Below are 13,022 nucleotides of genomic sequence, written 5' to 3'. Positions count from 1 at the left end.
CATACTAGGCTGTCCCCCGCACCCGGTGCCGCATCGCCCATGTTCCGCGCCCTCGTCCTCGCCGCCCTCCTGCCCTGCCTGATCGCCCCGGCCTTGGCCGACGACAAGGCCGAAACCCAGAAGCAGCTGGAAGCCGCCCGTGCCGACGTGGCCGAGCTGAAGAAACTGCTGGAAAAGCTGCAGCAGGAGAAATCCGGGGTGCAGAAGGAGCTGCAGCGCAGCGAGACCGAGATGGGCCAGTTGCAGAAGCAGGTCAACGGCCTGGAAGGCGAGCTGAAGAAGAGCGAAGAAGAGCTCGAGCGCCTCGACAGCGAGAAAAAAAAACTCCAGCAATCGCGCCTTGAACAGCAGCGCCTGATCGCCATCCAGGCCCGCGCCGCCTACCAGAGCGGCCAGCAGGAGCCCCTGCGCCTGCTGCTCAACCAGCAGCAGCCCGAGCGCTTCTCGCGCACCCTGAGCTACTACGACTATCTGGGCAGGGCCCGGGTCGAACAGCTCGAGGCCTTCAACGAGACCCTGCGCCAGCTGGCCAATGTGGAAAGCGAGATCAACGAGCGGCAGGCCCAGCTGAAGGCACAGAAGACCGCCCTGGACAAGCGCAGGGAGCAGCTCGCCGCCGCGCGCAAGGAACGCCAGCAGGCCCTGGCCAAGCTCAACCGGCAGTACGGCGCTGGCGACCGCAAGCTCAAGGCACGCCAGCAGGAGCAGGAACAGCTCACGCGCCTGCTCAAGACCATCGAGGAGACCCTCGCCCGCCAGGCGCGCGAGGCCGAAGAGGCGCGCCGTCTGGCCGCGCAGCAGGCCGAACTGGCGCGCAACCCGGCCAGCCGCCCGCTGCCGCTGGGGCCGAGCGTGTCCAGCGCCGGCGCCGGCTTCGGCGGCCCCTTCGCCAAGGCCAAGGGCAAGCTGCCCTGGCCGGTCGACGGCCGCCTGGTGGCCCGCTACGGTTCGCCGCGTGGCGGCGACGCCCGCACCAAGTGGGACGGCGTGCTGATCGGCGCCGCCGCCGGCAGCCAGGTACATGCGGTGCACGGCGGCCGCGTGGTGTTCGCCGACTGGTTGCGCGGCGCCGGCCTTCTGGTCATCCTCGACCATGGCAACGGCTATCTCAGCCTGTACGGCCACAATCAGAGCCTGCTCAAGGATGCCGGCGATCTGGTCGAGGCCGGCGAGGCCATCGCCACCGTCGGCACCAGCGGCGGCCAGGACATGCCGGCGCTGTACTTCGCCATTCGCCAGCAGGGCCGCCCGAGCGACCCCGCACAATGGTGCCGCGCGCAGGGATGACAGCCACGGCTGTCGGCGCCACCTCACCTCTGGGAGTTCACATGCAGCATTTCCGTCGCCTCACCCCCATCGCCCTGGCCCTCGGCCTGCTCCTCGGCAGTCCCGCCCTGCTGGCCGCCGAAGCCGCCGAGGCGCCTGCCGCCACGGCCAGCGGCAAGGCGCCGCTGCCGCTGGACGAGCTGCGCACCTTCGCCGAGGTGATGGACCGCATCAAGGCCGCCTATGTGGAGCCGGTGGACGACAAGACCCTGCTGGAGAACGCCATCAAGGGCATGCTCAGCAACCTCGACCCGCACTCCGCCTATCTGGAGCCGGAGGCCTTCGCCGAGCTGCAGGAGAGCACCAGCGGCGAGTTCGGCGGCCTCGGCATCGAGGTCGGCACCGAGGACGGCTTCGTCAAGGTGGTGTCGCCGATCGACGATACCCCCGCCTCCAAGGCCGGCATTCAGCCGGGCGATCTGATCGTCAAGATCGACGGCCAGCCGACCAAGGGCCTGTCGCTGATGGAGGCAGTGGACAAGATGCGCGGCAAGGCCGGCAGCAAGATCACCCTGACCCTGGTGCGCGAGGGCGGCCGCCCCTTCGACGTCGAGCTGACCCGCGCGGTGATCAAGGTCAGGAGCGTGAAGAGCCAGCTGCTCGACGACGGCTACGGCCTGATCCGCATCACCCAGTTCCAGATCAACACCGGCGAGGACGTCGGCAAGGCGCTGAACAAGCTGCGCAAGGACAACGGCAAGAAGCTCAAGGGGCTGGTGCTGGACCTGCGCAACAACCCCGGCGGCGTGCTGCAGGCGGCAGTGGAGGTCTCCGACCACTTCCTCAAGAAGGGTCTGATCGTCTACACCGAGGGCCGCATCGCCAACTCCGAGCTGCGTTTCAACGCCGACCCGGCCGACGCCAGCGAGGGCGTGCCGCTGGTGGTGCTGATCAACGGCGGCAGCGCCTCGGCCTCGGAGATCGTCGCCGGCGCCCTGCAGGACCACAAGCGCGCCGTGCTGATGGGCACCGACAGCTTCGGCAAGGGCTCGGTGCAGACCGTGCTGCCGCTGAACAACGACCGCGCCCTGAAGCTGACCACCGCGCTCTACTTCACCCCCAACGGCCGCTCGATCCAGGCCCAGGGCATCGAGCCGGACATCGAGGTGGCCCGCGCCAAGGTCACCCGCGAGGCGGACGGCGAGCTGGTCAAGGAGGCCGACCTGGCCGGCCACCTGGGCAACGGCAACGGCGGCGCGGACAAGCCGAGCAACGGCAAGCAGAAAAATGCGCCGCGCCCACAGGACGAGGACTACCAGCTGAGCCAGGCACTCAACCTGCTCAAGGGGCTCAACGTCACCCGCGGCGACTGAGGCCGGCAGCAGAAACGAAAAACCCGGGCGAGCCCGGGTTTTTCATGCCCAGCCCATTTCCGCCACCAGCGTCGCCAGCAACTCGGCCGCCGGCAGCTCGCGGGCCAGCGGCGCGCCCTGCCCGGCCCAGTGCGCGGCGAAGTCGTGGCAACCGCGGGCGCTGGCCAGCGCATGCAGGGCCTTGGCCGCGTCGTAGCAGATCGGGTAGTCCGGTGCGGCCACGCCGAGATCGCCGTACAGGCGGTTGGGCAGGCCGCGTGCCGGGCGCCCGGAGATATTCGCGGTGATCTCGGTGCGCGCGGCCCGATCACTGCGCAGCGCGGCGCGGTAGGCGGCGTTGGCGGCCGACTCCGGGCACAGCACGAAGGCGGTGCCCAGCTGCACCCCGGCCGCGCCCAGGGCCAGGGCGGCACGAATACCGGCACCGTCCATGATGCCGCCGGCGGCGATGATCGGCAGGCGCGACTGCTGCGCCAGCAGGCGCACCAAGGCCAGGGTGCCGAGGCCGACATCGCCGCTCTCCGGCTCGAACACGCCGCGATGGCCGCCGGCCTCGATGCCCTGGGCAACCAGCGCGTCGACCCCGGCCGCCTCGGCCAGGCGCGCCTCGCCCGGCGTGGTGACGCAGGCCAACTGGCGGATGCCGGCGGCCTTCAGCGCCTCGATCCAGGCCTGCGGCGGCAGGCCGAAATGGAAGCTGACCACCGCCGGGCGCAGCTCCAGCAGCAGCTCGAACATGGGCGCGTCGTCCAGGAAGCTGCGATAGATCTCGCGCAGCTGCGCCGGCGGCTCGCCGCCGAACTCCGCGAACCAGGGTCGTAGCCGCGCCAACCAGCGTTCCTCGCGGGCCGCATCGGCAGCGGCCGGACGGTGACAGAACAGGTTGAGGTTGAGCGGCCCGCTCCCCAGCGCGCGCGTCTGCTCGACCAGCTCGTGGGCCTGGGCCGGGGTGCTAGCGCCCAGCCCCAGCGAACCCAGGCCGCCGGCGGCGGACACCGCGGCGGCCAGCGCCGGCGTGGAAACGCCGACCATGGGCGCCTGGATGATCGGATGGCGAATGCCGAGCAGGGCGCACAGCGACGTCATGGAAACCTCCGCGGAATTGACCGATAAATCTTAATTCATGATTATTAAAATCACTTTATTCTCAAATAGAGATTTATAGAAGCCCATGGATCTCACCAGCCTCGCCATCTTCCGCGCCGTCGCCCTGGAACAGAGCGTGACCCGCGCCGCGCAGAACCTGCAGCGGGCGCAGTCCAACGTCACCACGCGCATCCAGCAACTGGAGCAGGAGCTCGACGCCTGTCTGTTCCTGCGCGCAGGCAAGCGCATGCTGCTCACCGAACAGGGCCGCGCCTTCCTCGCCTACGCCGAGCAGCTGCTGGCCCTGGCCGACGAGGCGCGCCAGGCGCTGCATCCGCAGCAACCGGCCGGCGCCCTGCGCCTGGGCAGCATGGAGAGCAGCGCGGCCACGCGCCTGCCGGCACCGCTGGCCGGCTTCCACCGCAGCCACCCGCAGGTGGACCTGCAGGTGCACACCGGCACCAGCCAGGCGCTGCTCGCCGGCGTGCTCGAACGCCGCCTGGACTGCGCGCTGATCGCCAGCCCGGGGCGCCTGGAGGACGGGCGCTGGACCAGCGAGGCGCTGGATGAGGGGCTGCAGGGCGAGGCGCTGTTCCGCGAGGAACTGTTGCTGCTGTTGCCAACCGACCACCCGCCGGTGACGAGCCCGGCGGACGTGCAACCCCGTACCCTCGCCGGCTTCGCCCTCGGCTGCAGCTACCGGCAGCTCGGCGAGGCCTGGCTGCGCCAGAGCGGTGCGCCGTTGCGCGTGCAGGAGGTCGGCTCCTATCACGCCATCCTCGCCTGCGTCGCCGCCGGCGCCTGCGTCGGCGTGGTGCCGCGCGTCCTGCTGGAACTGCAGCGCCAGCCCCCGGCGCTGCGCCAGCTGCCGCTCGCCGAGGTGGACACCCTGCTGGTATGGCGCCGCGGCTACCGCGCGCCGGCCTTCCTCGCCTGGCAGGAGCGCCTGCGCGCTGCGACCTAGGTCCAATGGCGCGATGGCGTCGGCCGGCTACCATGGGGCAAGGATCGCGCACCGCGGAACGCCCATGCCCCACACCGACACCGGCAAGACGGCCGTACTGCAGAATATCCACGGCACCATGGAGTTCCTGCGCAAGTACCCGCCGTTCAACCAGATGGACAACGCCCAGCTGGCCTATCTGGTCGAGCACTGCCAGCTGCGCTTCTACGCCACCGGCGAGAGCATCCTCAGCCCCGCCGATGGTCCGGTGCAGCACTTCTACATCGTCAAGCAGGGCCTGGTGGTGGGCGAACGTCCACACTCGGCGCGGCGCGGCAGCGAGACCACCTTCGAGATCGCCGGCGGCGAGTGCTTCCCGCTGGCCGCCCTGCTCGGCGAGCGCGCCACCCGCACCGAGCACCTGGCCGGCGAGGACACCTTCTGCCTGCTGCTGGGCAAGGACGCCTTCGTGCGCCTGTTCGGTCAGTGCACACCGTTCCGCGACTTCGCCCTGCGCGGCGTGTCCAGCCTGCTCGACCAGGTCAACCAGCAGGTGCAGCTGCGCGCCGCCGAGAACCTCGGCGCGCAGTATTCGCTGGACACGCCGCTGCGCGAGCTGGCCCTGCAGCAGCCGGTCGCCTGCGCCGCGGCGACGCCGCTGCGCGAGGCCGTGAGGCGCATGCACGAGCAGCACGTCGGCAGCATCGTCGTCGTCGACGAGCAGTGGCGCGCCGAAGGCATCTTCACCCTGCGCGACCTGCGCCGGGTGGTGGCCGCCGGCGAATCGCTGGAGCAGCCGATCGGCGCGCTGATGACCCAGCACCCTTTCCATCTGCCGCCGCAGGCCACGGCCTTCGACGCCGCCCTGGCGATGACCGAGCGGCACATCGCCCATGTCTGCCTGGTGGAGCAGGACCGCCTGGTCGGAGTGGTCTCCGAGCGCGACCTGTTCTCCCTGCAGCGCGTCGACCTGGTGCATCTGGCGCGCACCATCCGCCATGCCGGGCGCATCGAGACCTTGGTGGCGCTGCGCAGCGACATCCGCCTGCTGGTCGAGCGCATGCTGGCCCACGGCGCCAGCTCCACGCAGATCACCCAGCTGATCACCCTGCTCAACGACCACTGCGTGTGCCGGGTGATCGAGTTGACCCTGGAGGAACTGGGCGACCCGGGCGTGCCCTTCGCCTGGCTGTGCTTCGGTAGCGAGGGGCGCCGCGAGCAGACCCTGCACACCGACCAGGACAACGGCATCCTGTTCGAGGCCGACAGCGCCGAGGAGGCCGAGCGCATCCGCCAGTTGCTGCTACCGCGCGCACGACGGATCAACCAGCGCCTGGCCGAGTGCGGCTTCACCCTGTGCCGCGGCGAGATCATGGCCGGCAACCCCGAGCTGTGCCTGTCGCGGCGCGAATGGGCACGCCGCTTCGCCGGCTTCGTGCGCGAAGCCACCCCAGAGCACCTGCTGGGTTCGAGCATCTACTTCGACCTGCGCGTAGTCTGGGGTAGCGAGGATGGCTGCGCGCAGCTGCGCCGCCAGCTGTTCGCCGACATCGTCGGCAACAGCATCTTCCAGCGCATGTTGGCGGCCAACGCCCTGCAGCACCGCCCGCCGCTGGGGCGCCTGCGCGACTTCGTGGTGGCACGCAAAGGCACCGAGAAGCACACCCTCGACCTCAAGGTCGAGGGCCTCACCCCCTTCGTCGACGGCGCGCGCCTGCTGGCCCTGGCCCACGGCATCGACGAGACCAACACCCTGCGCCGCTTCGCCGAGCTGGTACGCCTGGGCGTGATCGATGCCCAGGACGGCGCGGCCTTCGAGGAGGCCTACCACTTCATCCAGCAGACCCGCCTGCAGCTGCACCAGCAGCAGGCGGGCCAGGGTCTGGCCTTCTCCAACCGCCTCGATCCGGACAGCCTCAACCAGCTGGACCGGCGCATCCTGCGCGAGTCCTTCCGCCAGGCCCAGCGCCTGCAGGCCAGCCTGAGCCTGAGGTATCAGCTATGAAGCGCATGCTCGCCTGGCTGCGCCAGGCACCGCCCTGCGATCGGCGCTGCGCCGGACTGCGTGCACCCAGGCCGCTGAGCGAGCGGCCGATCGCCTGCCAGCGCCTGGTGGTGCTCGACCTGGAGACCAGCGGCCTGAACCTGCAGCGCGACCAGCTGCTGGCCATCGGCGCGGTGGCCATCGAGGACGGCGCCATCGACCTGGCCCAGCAGTTCGAGTGCACCCTGCACCAGGCCGGTCACCGCGCCGGCGCCAGCACCCTGATCCACGGCATCGCGCCCAGCGCCGTCGCCGCCGGGCGCGAGCCGGCCGAGGCGCTGCTGGCGTTCATGGAGTTCGTCGGCGACAGCCCGCTGCTGGCCTTCCACGCCGCCTTCGACCGCCACATGCTGCAGCGCGCGCTGCGCGAACGGCTGGGCTACCGCCTGCTGCCACCCTTCCTCGACGTCGCCGAGCTGGCGCCCCTGCTCTGCCCCGAGGCGCCGCCGCTGCGCGGCCTGGACGACTGGCTGCGGCACTTCCACCTGCAGGCCAGCGAACGTCACCACGCCAGCGCCGATGCCCTGGCCACCGCCGAGCTGAGCCTGATCCTGTTCAGCAGGGCCCGGCGCCAGGGCCTGGACAGCCTGGCCGAGCTGCAGCAGCGCTGCCAGGCACGACGCCGCCGGCAGCTGGCGCATTCGCTGTGACGGCGGGGCTCAGCCGAGCTCGAAACATTCTCGATGCAAAGCTCCCCTTAGCGGGACTGCCGCAGTCTCCGGCTTGCGCTTGCCAACATGCGCCAGCGGAGCGCTTACCCGAACCGCCGGCGCTCGGCAGCTCCACACCAGCTAATCCGAGTCGGCCACTGCCCGCCCAGGGCCCGCGGCCTGCAGCGCCGCCGCTTCGATCGCGCGCACCACGCCGTCGACGGCCGCATCGCTGCGCAGCGCGCGCGCCATGTTCAACCCGCCGATGAGCACACCGAGCAGGGCCCAGGCCCGCGCATGCCCCTGCTCGGCGCTCGCGCAGTCCAGGCCACGGGCGATCAGCTCGGCGATCAGCGTCATCTTGTCCTCGAAAGCCTGCCGGAGCTCGGCATCGGCGCGTGCTACCTCCGGCGTCAGAGCCGCCATGGCGCAACCACACTCGCGGTCCTCGCGATGCGCCTTGCCCAGGTAGTAGCCAGTGAACGCCTGCACCCAGCCCGCGCCATGCTCGCGTTGAAAGCGCGGCACGCCCTCGATGACTTCATCGAGCCCCAGCGCCAGCGCCACCTCGAAGGCCCCGCTCTTCGAACCGAAATTGGCGTAGAACGCCCCCGAGGTGACCCCCGCGTCCTTGGCCAGCCTGTCCACGCCGACACCCGCATAGCCGTGCCTGCGAAAGCCGCGGCTCACCGCCTCGATCACCTTGCGCCGGGTCTCGTCCTTGTTCACGCCCTTGTGTCGCATCGCACCCTCTAAATAGGAGTCGTTATTTACCGATTGACAAATATAGATCGTTATTTGATTGTAGATAACGATCGTTATTTCAGCGATCGCCACTCTACCACGAAGGGATACGAAAAATGCGCAGAACGGCTGCAGCCCGCCATGCGGTCACCGCACTGAAACTCACGGCCAAGGCCGCCATCCTGGCGACCGCAGGCATCCTCAATCTCGCCGCCGAAGAACGACCAGACGCCAAGGAAGCAAGCATGAATCAGCAAGCCTATGTGTATACCGAACTGCAGCTCTCCGTGCCCTTCGCCGAGGTGCCATGGGCGCGTATCAACGAGGCCATCAGGAAACAGCCCGGCTTCATCAACAAGACCTGGCTGGCGGGGGTGGGCAACCATTCGGCCGGCGGTTTCTACACCTTCGACTCGCTCGCCAACGCCGAGAAATTCGTCATCGACTACTTTCCCGCCGAGGCCCGAGCCTTTGGCGCGGCCCAGACCACCCGCATCTTCGCCGCGGCGGCCAGCGAGAACGCCAGCCGCGACATGAACTCCGTGCACCATGCCGGCAAGCCCAGCATGAAACCCGGCGCCTTCGTCTACACGGAGGTGCAACTGCATGCCGTGCCATTCGACCGGATGGCGCCCTGGCGCGAGCTCGACCCCATCCTCAAGCAGCAGCCGGGCCTGCTGTCGAAGACCTGGCTGTCCGGCTTGCACACCGGCACGCCAGGCGGCCTGTATGCCTTCGACAGCGTCGAGAACGCGCGCAAATTCGCGCTGGACTACTTCCCGAGCGAGGCGGCGAAACTGCATGCCGCGTTCTACACCCGGGTGTTCGATGCGGGCCCCACCGAGGCGGCCAGCCGAGAAATGAATTCCCCGTATTACCCATGAGCTGACGCCAGGGCAACCCGGCCCAGGCCGGGTTGTCCCGCTCACCGCGCTCTCCAACTTTATGAGCGGAGGCTAGGCGATGGAGGGGCGGCGCGCGGTTGCTATCGCGCCGAACGCAGAAAAAGAAAAACCCCGCGATTGCGGGGTTCTGCAGACTGGTTCCGACGTCCGTGATCGCTGCGCCGTCCTGGCGAAGCATCCTTGATATCCGTGCTGTTCTGATGCGCTTCCTGCGCTAAGTCCTTGAGTGGCAATTTAATCTTGCCCCCTGCCGGGCGGTAGCGGAGATCACAGGTGCGCCATGTAAGCCGAAACCTACACGGCCGCCGAGCGGGAAAGGCTTCACAAAGCCGGCGTGGCCGTTATCATCGCGCGCCCGCCCCGCGCCACCGAGCACGCCATGAGACCGCAACTGATCGCCGCCGCCGAAATCGACCGCGTCGAGACCTGGACCAAGTACAACAAGGACATGTGCACCAGTTGCATGTCGACCTGTTGCACCATGCCGGTGGAGGTGCGCATCGCCGACCTGATCCGCCTCGGCGTGGTCGACGAGTTCGAGCGTGGCGAACCGCCGAAGAACATCGCCAAGCGTCTGCAGAAGGAAGGCCTGATCGAGCGCTTCAACCAGAAGTCCGGCATCTTCACCCTGACGCGCATGAGCAACGACGACTGCATGTACCTGGATCGCAAGACCCGCCTGTGCACCGTCTACGACAAGCGCCCGGACACCTGCCGCAACCATCCGCGCATCGGCCCGCGTCCGGGCTACTGCGCCTGGCGGCCGAAGCAGCAGTAAGCGCTGGCGGTATTCCGCCAGGCAAACTCAGCGATTTGGCGAAAAACCGCCAGCGCATTTCCTCGCAGGCCCGCCACACGGGCCTTCCAGCCTGGGCGAAGGCTGGCATCCGGGTTGCAAACACCCTTTCCCGACTGCGTAACGTTCAGCTCCGACTAGAGTGACAGGGGAGCCGAACGCGGCGCGCTTCGTCCTTACAATCACAACAAAGGATCACTCCGCATGTTCAAGCAGACTGCCATGGCGCTCGCCTGCGCCCTGTCCTTCGGCATTTCCAGCCTGGCCCAGGCCGCCGATCCGATTATCATCAAGTTCTCCCACGTGGTCGCCGACAGCACGCCGAAAGGCCAGGGCGCCCTGATGTTCAAGCGGCTCGCCGAGGAGCGCCTGGCCGGCAAGGTCAAGGTCGAGGTCTACCCGAACTCCTCGCTGTTCGGCGACGGCAAGGAGATGGAGGCGCTGCTGCTCGGCGACGTGCAGATCATCGCCCCGTCGCTGGCCAAGTTCGAGCAGTACACCAAGCAGCTGCAGGTGTTCGACCTGCCCTTCCTGTTCGATGACATGGCCGCGGTCGACCGCTTCCAGCAGAGCCCGCAGGGCCAGCAGCTGCTGACCTCCATGGAATCCAAGGGCATCACCGGCCTGGCCTACTGGCACAACGGCCTGAAGCAGCTGTCGGCGAACAAGGCGCTGCTCGAACCCAAGGACGCCCGTGGCCTGAAGTTCCGTGTGCAGGCTTCCGCTGTACTCGAGGAGCAGTTCAAGGCGGTGCGCGCCAACCCGCGCAAGATGAGCTTCGCCGAGGTCTACCAGGGCCTGCAGACTGGCGTGGTCAACGGCGCCGAGAACCCCTACTCGAACATCTACAGCCAGAAGATGCACGAGGTGCAGAAGTACATCACCGAGTCCAACCACGGCCTGCTCGACTACATGCTGATCACCAACACCGAGTTCTGGAACGGCCTGCCGGAAGACGTGCGCAGCGAGCTGGGCAAGATCGTGGTCGAGGTCACCGCCGAGGTGAACAAGCAGGCCGACGCGCTGAACCAGGGCGACAAGCAGCGCATCCTCGACGCCAAGACCACCGAGATCCTCAGCCTGACCCCGGAGCAGCGCGACGCCTGGCGCGAGGCGATGAAGCCGGTGTGGCAGAAGTTCGAGGGCGAGATCGGCGCCGACCTGATCAAGGCCGCCGAGGCCGCCAACCAGTAAGAGTGGCCCGAGCCACCCGCGTTGCGGGCGCACGCCCGCAACCAGAGACCCCGCAGATCGCCAGTCGCGGGGTCTTTTCCATCACGCTGGAGAACACGCTATGAATGCCTTGCGGCGCGCCTGGGACCACTTCGAGGAGGGCTTCATCGCCTTCCTGCTGGGGGCCATGACGCTGGTGACCTTCGTCTACGTCATCCTCAACAACCTCTACACCCTGTTCTACGAGCTGGCCGACCGTTTCGAGGGCGCCAGCGACAGCCTGTTCGCCATCGGCGACACTATTCTCGCCGGCGCCCAGGCCATGACCTGGAGCAACGCCCTGACCAAGGCGCTGTTCGCCTGGCTGATCTTCTTCGGCCTGTCCTACGGCGTGCGCACCGCCGGACATATCGGCGTGGACGCCCTGGTCAAGCTGGCGCCCAAACACATCCAGCGCGTCATCGGGGTGATCGCCTGCCTGTGCTGCCTGGGCTACGCCGGGCTGCTCAGCGTGGCCAGCTTCGAGTGGATCCAGACCCTGTTCAGGGCCGCCATCGGCGCCGAGGACCTGGGCCACTTCGGCATCATGCAGTGGCACATCGGCCTGATCGTGCCGCTCGGTTTCGCCCTGGTATTCATCCGTTTCGCCGAGATCCTGCTGCGCATCCTGCGCGGCCAGCAGACCGGCCTGGGCCTGGCCGACGAGGCGGCCGAGGCCGTCAAGCTGACCGAGCACGAGGAGCACAAGCCATGACCGTCCTGTTCCTCTTCCTGCTGCTGTTCCTGCTGATGTTCATCGGCGTGCCCATCGCCATCTCCCTAGGCCTGGCCGGCTCGCTGACCATCATGCTGTTCAGCCCCGACTCGGTGCGCTCGCTGGCGATCAAGCTGTTCGAGACCAGCGAGCACTACACATTGCTGGCGATTCCGTTCTTCCTCCTGGCCGGCGCCTTCATGACCACCGGCGGCGTGGCGCGGCGCCTGATCGACTTCGCCAATGCCTGCGTCGGCCATATCCGTGGCGGCCTGGCGATCGCCGCGGTGCTGGCCTGCATGCTGTTCGCCGCGCTGTCCGGCTCGTCGCCGGCCACGGTGGCGGCGGTCGGCTCCATCGCCATCGCCGGCATGGTGCGCTCCGGCTACCCGCAGGCCTTCGGCGCCGGCATCGTGTGCAACGCCGGTACCCTGGGCATCCTGATTCCGCCGTCCATCGTCATGGTGGTGTACGCCGCGGCCACCGAGACCTCGGTGGGCAAGCTGTTTATGGCCGGCGTAGTGCCGGGCGTACTGCTCGGCGTGGCGCTGATGGTGGCGATCTACATAGTCGCGGTGAAGAAGAACCTGCCGGCCCTGCCACGCGCGAGCTTCCGTGAATGGATCGGTGCAGCACGCAAGGCGATCTGGGGCCTGCTGCTGATGGTGATCATCCTCGGTGGCATCTACAGCGGCATGTTCACCCCGACCGAGGCGGCGGCCGTGGCGGCGGTCTACTCCGGCTTCATCGCCCTGTTCGTGTACAAGGATATGCGCGTGGGCGAGCTGCCCAGGGTGCTGCTGGAGTCGGCCAAGCTCTCCATCATGCTGATGTTCATCATCGCCAACGCCATGCTGTTCGCCCATGTGCTGACCACCGAACAGCTGCCGCAGCAGATCACCGCCTGGGCGCTGGAGGCGGGCCTGACGCCTGTCACCTTCCTCTTGATGGTCAACATCGTGCTGCTGATCGCCGGCGCCTTCATGGAGCCCTCGGCGATCATCCTGATCCTGGCGCCGATCCTCTTCCCCATCGCCATGGAGCTGGGCATCGACCCGATCCACCTAGGCATCATCATGGTGGTCAACCTGGAGATCGGCCTGGTCACCCCACCGGTGGGGCTCAACCTGTTCGTCACCTCGGCGGTGACCGGCATGCCGCTGACCGCCACCATCCGCGCGGCGCTGCCCTGGCTGATGCTGCTGCTGAGCTTCCTGATCCTGGTCACCTACGTGCCCTGGATCTCCCTGGCCCTGCCCAACTGGATCGGCATCAGCTGAGACGACAC

Annotated in this window: 12 protein-coding genes; 10 read left to right on the top strand and 2 right to left on the bottom strand. The window is 68.1% G+C overall.

Annotation, left to right across the window (positions count from 1 at the left end; translation table 11 throughout):
• The first annotated feature begins 39 nt into the window (after positions 1-39).
• Both AAFN46_RS15520 and AAFN46_RS15515 read left to right on the top strand, forming a co-directional pair.
• Positions 40-1,287 (top strand): murein hydrolase activator EnvC, encoded by a 1,248-nt coding sequence (locus tag AAFN46_RS15520; RefSeq protein ID WP_347809596.1) that lies wholly within the window; start codon positions 40-42, stop codon positions 1,285-1,287.
• A 41-nt stretch (positions 1,288-1,328) separates the two neighbouring features.
• On the top strand, positions 1,329-2,639 hold the full coding sequence (locus tag AAFN46_RS15515; RefSeq protein WP_347809595.1) for a S41 family peptidase: 1,311 nt from the start codon (positions 1,329-1,331) through the stop codon (positions 2,637-2,639).
• Positions 2,640-2,681: 42 nt separating this feature from the next.
• Here the strand turns inward: AAFN46_RS15515 and AAFN46_RS15510 are convergent, their stop codons facing one another.
• Complete coding sequence (locus AAFN46_RS15510; protein WP_347809594.1) at positions 2,682-3,725, bottom strand: nitronate monooxygenase; 1,044 nt, start codon at positions 3,723-3,725, stop codon at positions 2,682-2,684.
• Positions 3,726-3,810: 85 nt separating this feature from the next.
• On the opposite strand from AAFN46_RS15510, the gene AAFN46_RS15505 reads away from it, so the two are divergent.
• The 3 genes from AAFN46_RS15505 (at position 3,811) to AAFN46_RS15495 (ending at position 7,362) form a co-directional block, all read left to right on the top strand.
• Positions 3,811-4,689: a LysR substrate-binding domain-containing protein gene (locus AAFN46_RS15505; protein ID WP_347809593.1), complete on the top strand. Its 879-nt coding sequence runs from the start codon at positions 3,811-3,813 to the stop codon at positions 4,687-4,689.
• A gap of 64 nt (positions 4,690-4,753) precedes the next feature.
• A complete protein-coding gene (locus AAFN46_RS15500; RefSeq protein WP_347809592.1) occupies positions 4,754-6,673 on the top strand; it encodes a putative nucleotidyltransferase substrate binding domain-containing protein in 1,920 nt (639 codons plus the stop codon).
• Positions 6,670-7,362 (top strand): 3'-5' exonuclease, encoded by a 693-nt coding sequence (locus AAFN46_RS15495; RefSeq protein ID WP_347809591.1) that lies wholly within the window; start codon positions 6,670-6,672, stop codon positions 7,360-7,362. The genes AAFN46_RS15500 and AAFN46_RS15495 overlap by 4 nt, the downstream gene beginning before the upstream one ends.
• Positions 7,363-7,503: 141 nt before the next feature.
• On the opposite strand, the gene AAFN46_RS15490 is transcribed toward AAFN46_RS15495, so the two are convergent.
• Positions 7,504-8,199 (bottom strand): TetR/AcrR family transcriptional regulator, encoded by a 696-nt coding sequence (locus AAFN46_RS15490; protein WP_347809590.1) that lies wholly within the window; start codon positions 8,197-8,199, stop codon positions 7,504-7,506.
• Positions 8,200-8,222: 23 nt separating this feature from the next.
• On the opposite strand from AAFN46_RS15490, the gene AAFN46_RS15485 reads away from it, so the two are divergent.
• The 5 genes from AAFN46_RS15485 (at position 8,223) to dctM (ending at position 13,014) form a co-directional block, all read left to right on the top strand.
• The gene (locus AAFN46_RS15485) at positions 8,223-8,990 is read left to right on the top strand and encodes a YdhR family protein (RefSeq protein ID WP_347809589.1); all 768 of its coding nucleotides are present in this window, start codon (positions 8,223-8,225) and stop codon (positions 8,988-8,990) included.
• 400 nt (positions 8,991-9,390) lie between these two features.
• On the top strand, positions 9,391-9,789 hold the full coding sequence (locus tag AAFN46_RS15480; protein ID WP_347809588.1) for a YkgJ family cysteine cluster protein: 399 nt from the start codon (positions 9,391-9,393) through the stop codon (positions 9,787-9,789).
• A 222-nt stretch (positions 9,790-10,011) separates the two neighbouring features.
• Complete coding sequence (dctP, locus tag AAFN46_RS15475) at positions 10,012-11,001, top strand: C4-dicarboxylate TRAP substrate-binding protein DctP (RefSeq protein ID WP_347809587.1); 990 nt, start codon at positions 10,012-10,014, stop codon at positions 10,999-11,001.
• A 100-nt stretch (positions 11,002-11,101) separates the two neighbouring features.
• Positions 11,102-11,734, top strand: a complete 633-nt coding sequence (locus AAFN46_RS15470) for a TRAP transporter small permease (protein ID WP_347809586.1) — start codon at positions 11,102-11,104, stop codon at positions 11,732-11,734.
• The gene (dctM, locus tag AAFN46_RS15465; RefSeq protein ID WP_347809585.1) at positions 11,731-13,014 is read left to right on the top strand and encodes a C4-dicarboxylate TRAP transporter large permease protein DctM; all 1,284 of its coding nucleotides are present in this window, start codon (positions 11,731-11,733) and stop codon (positions 13,012-13,014) included. The genes AAFN46_RS15470 and dctM overlap by 4 nt, the downstream gene beginning before the upstream one ends.
• Positions 13,015-13,022: the final 8 nt, after the last annotated feature.

This window comes from Pseudomonas sp. CAU 1711, from assembly GCF_039888625.1.
In the GTDB taxonomy this organism is placed as follows: domain Bacteria; phylum Pseudomonadota; class Gammaproteobacteria; order Pseudomonadales; family Pseudomonadaceae; genus Aquipseudomonas.
This window is presented reverse-complemented; position numbering and strand designations above follow the sequence as displayed.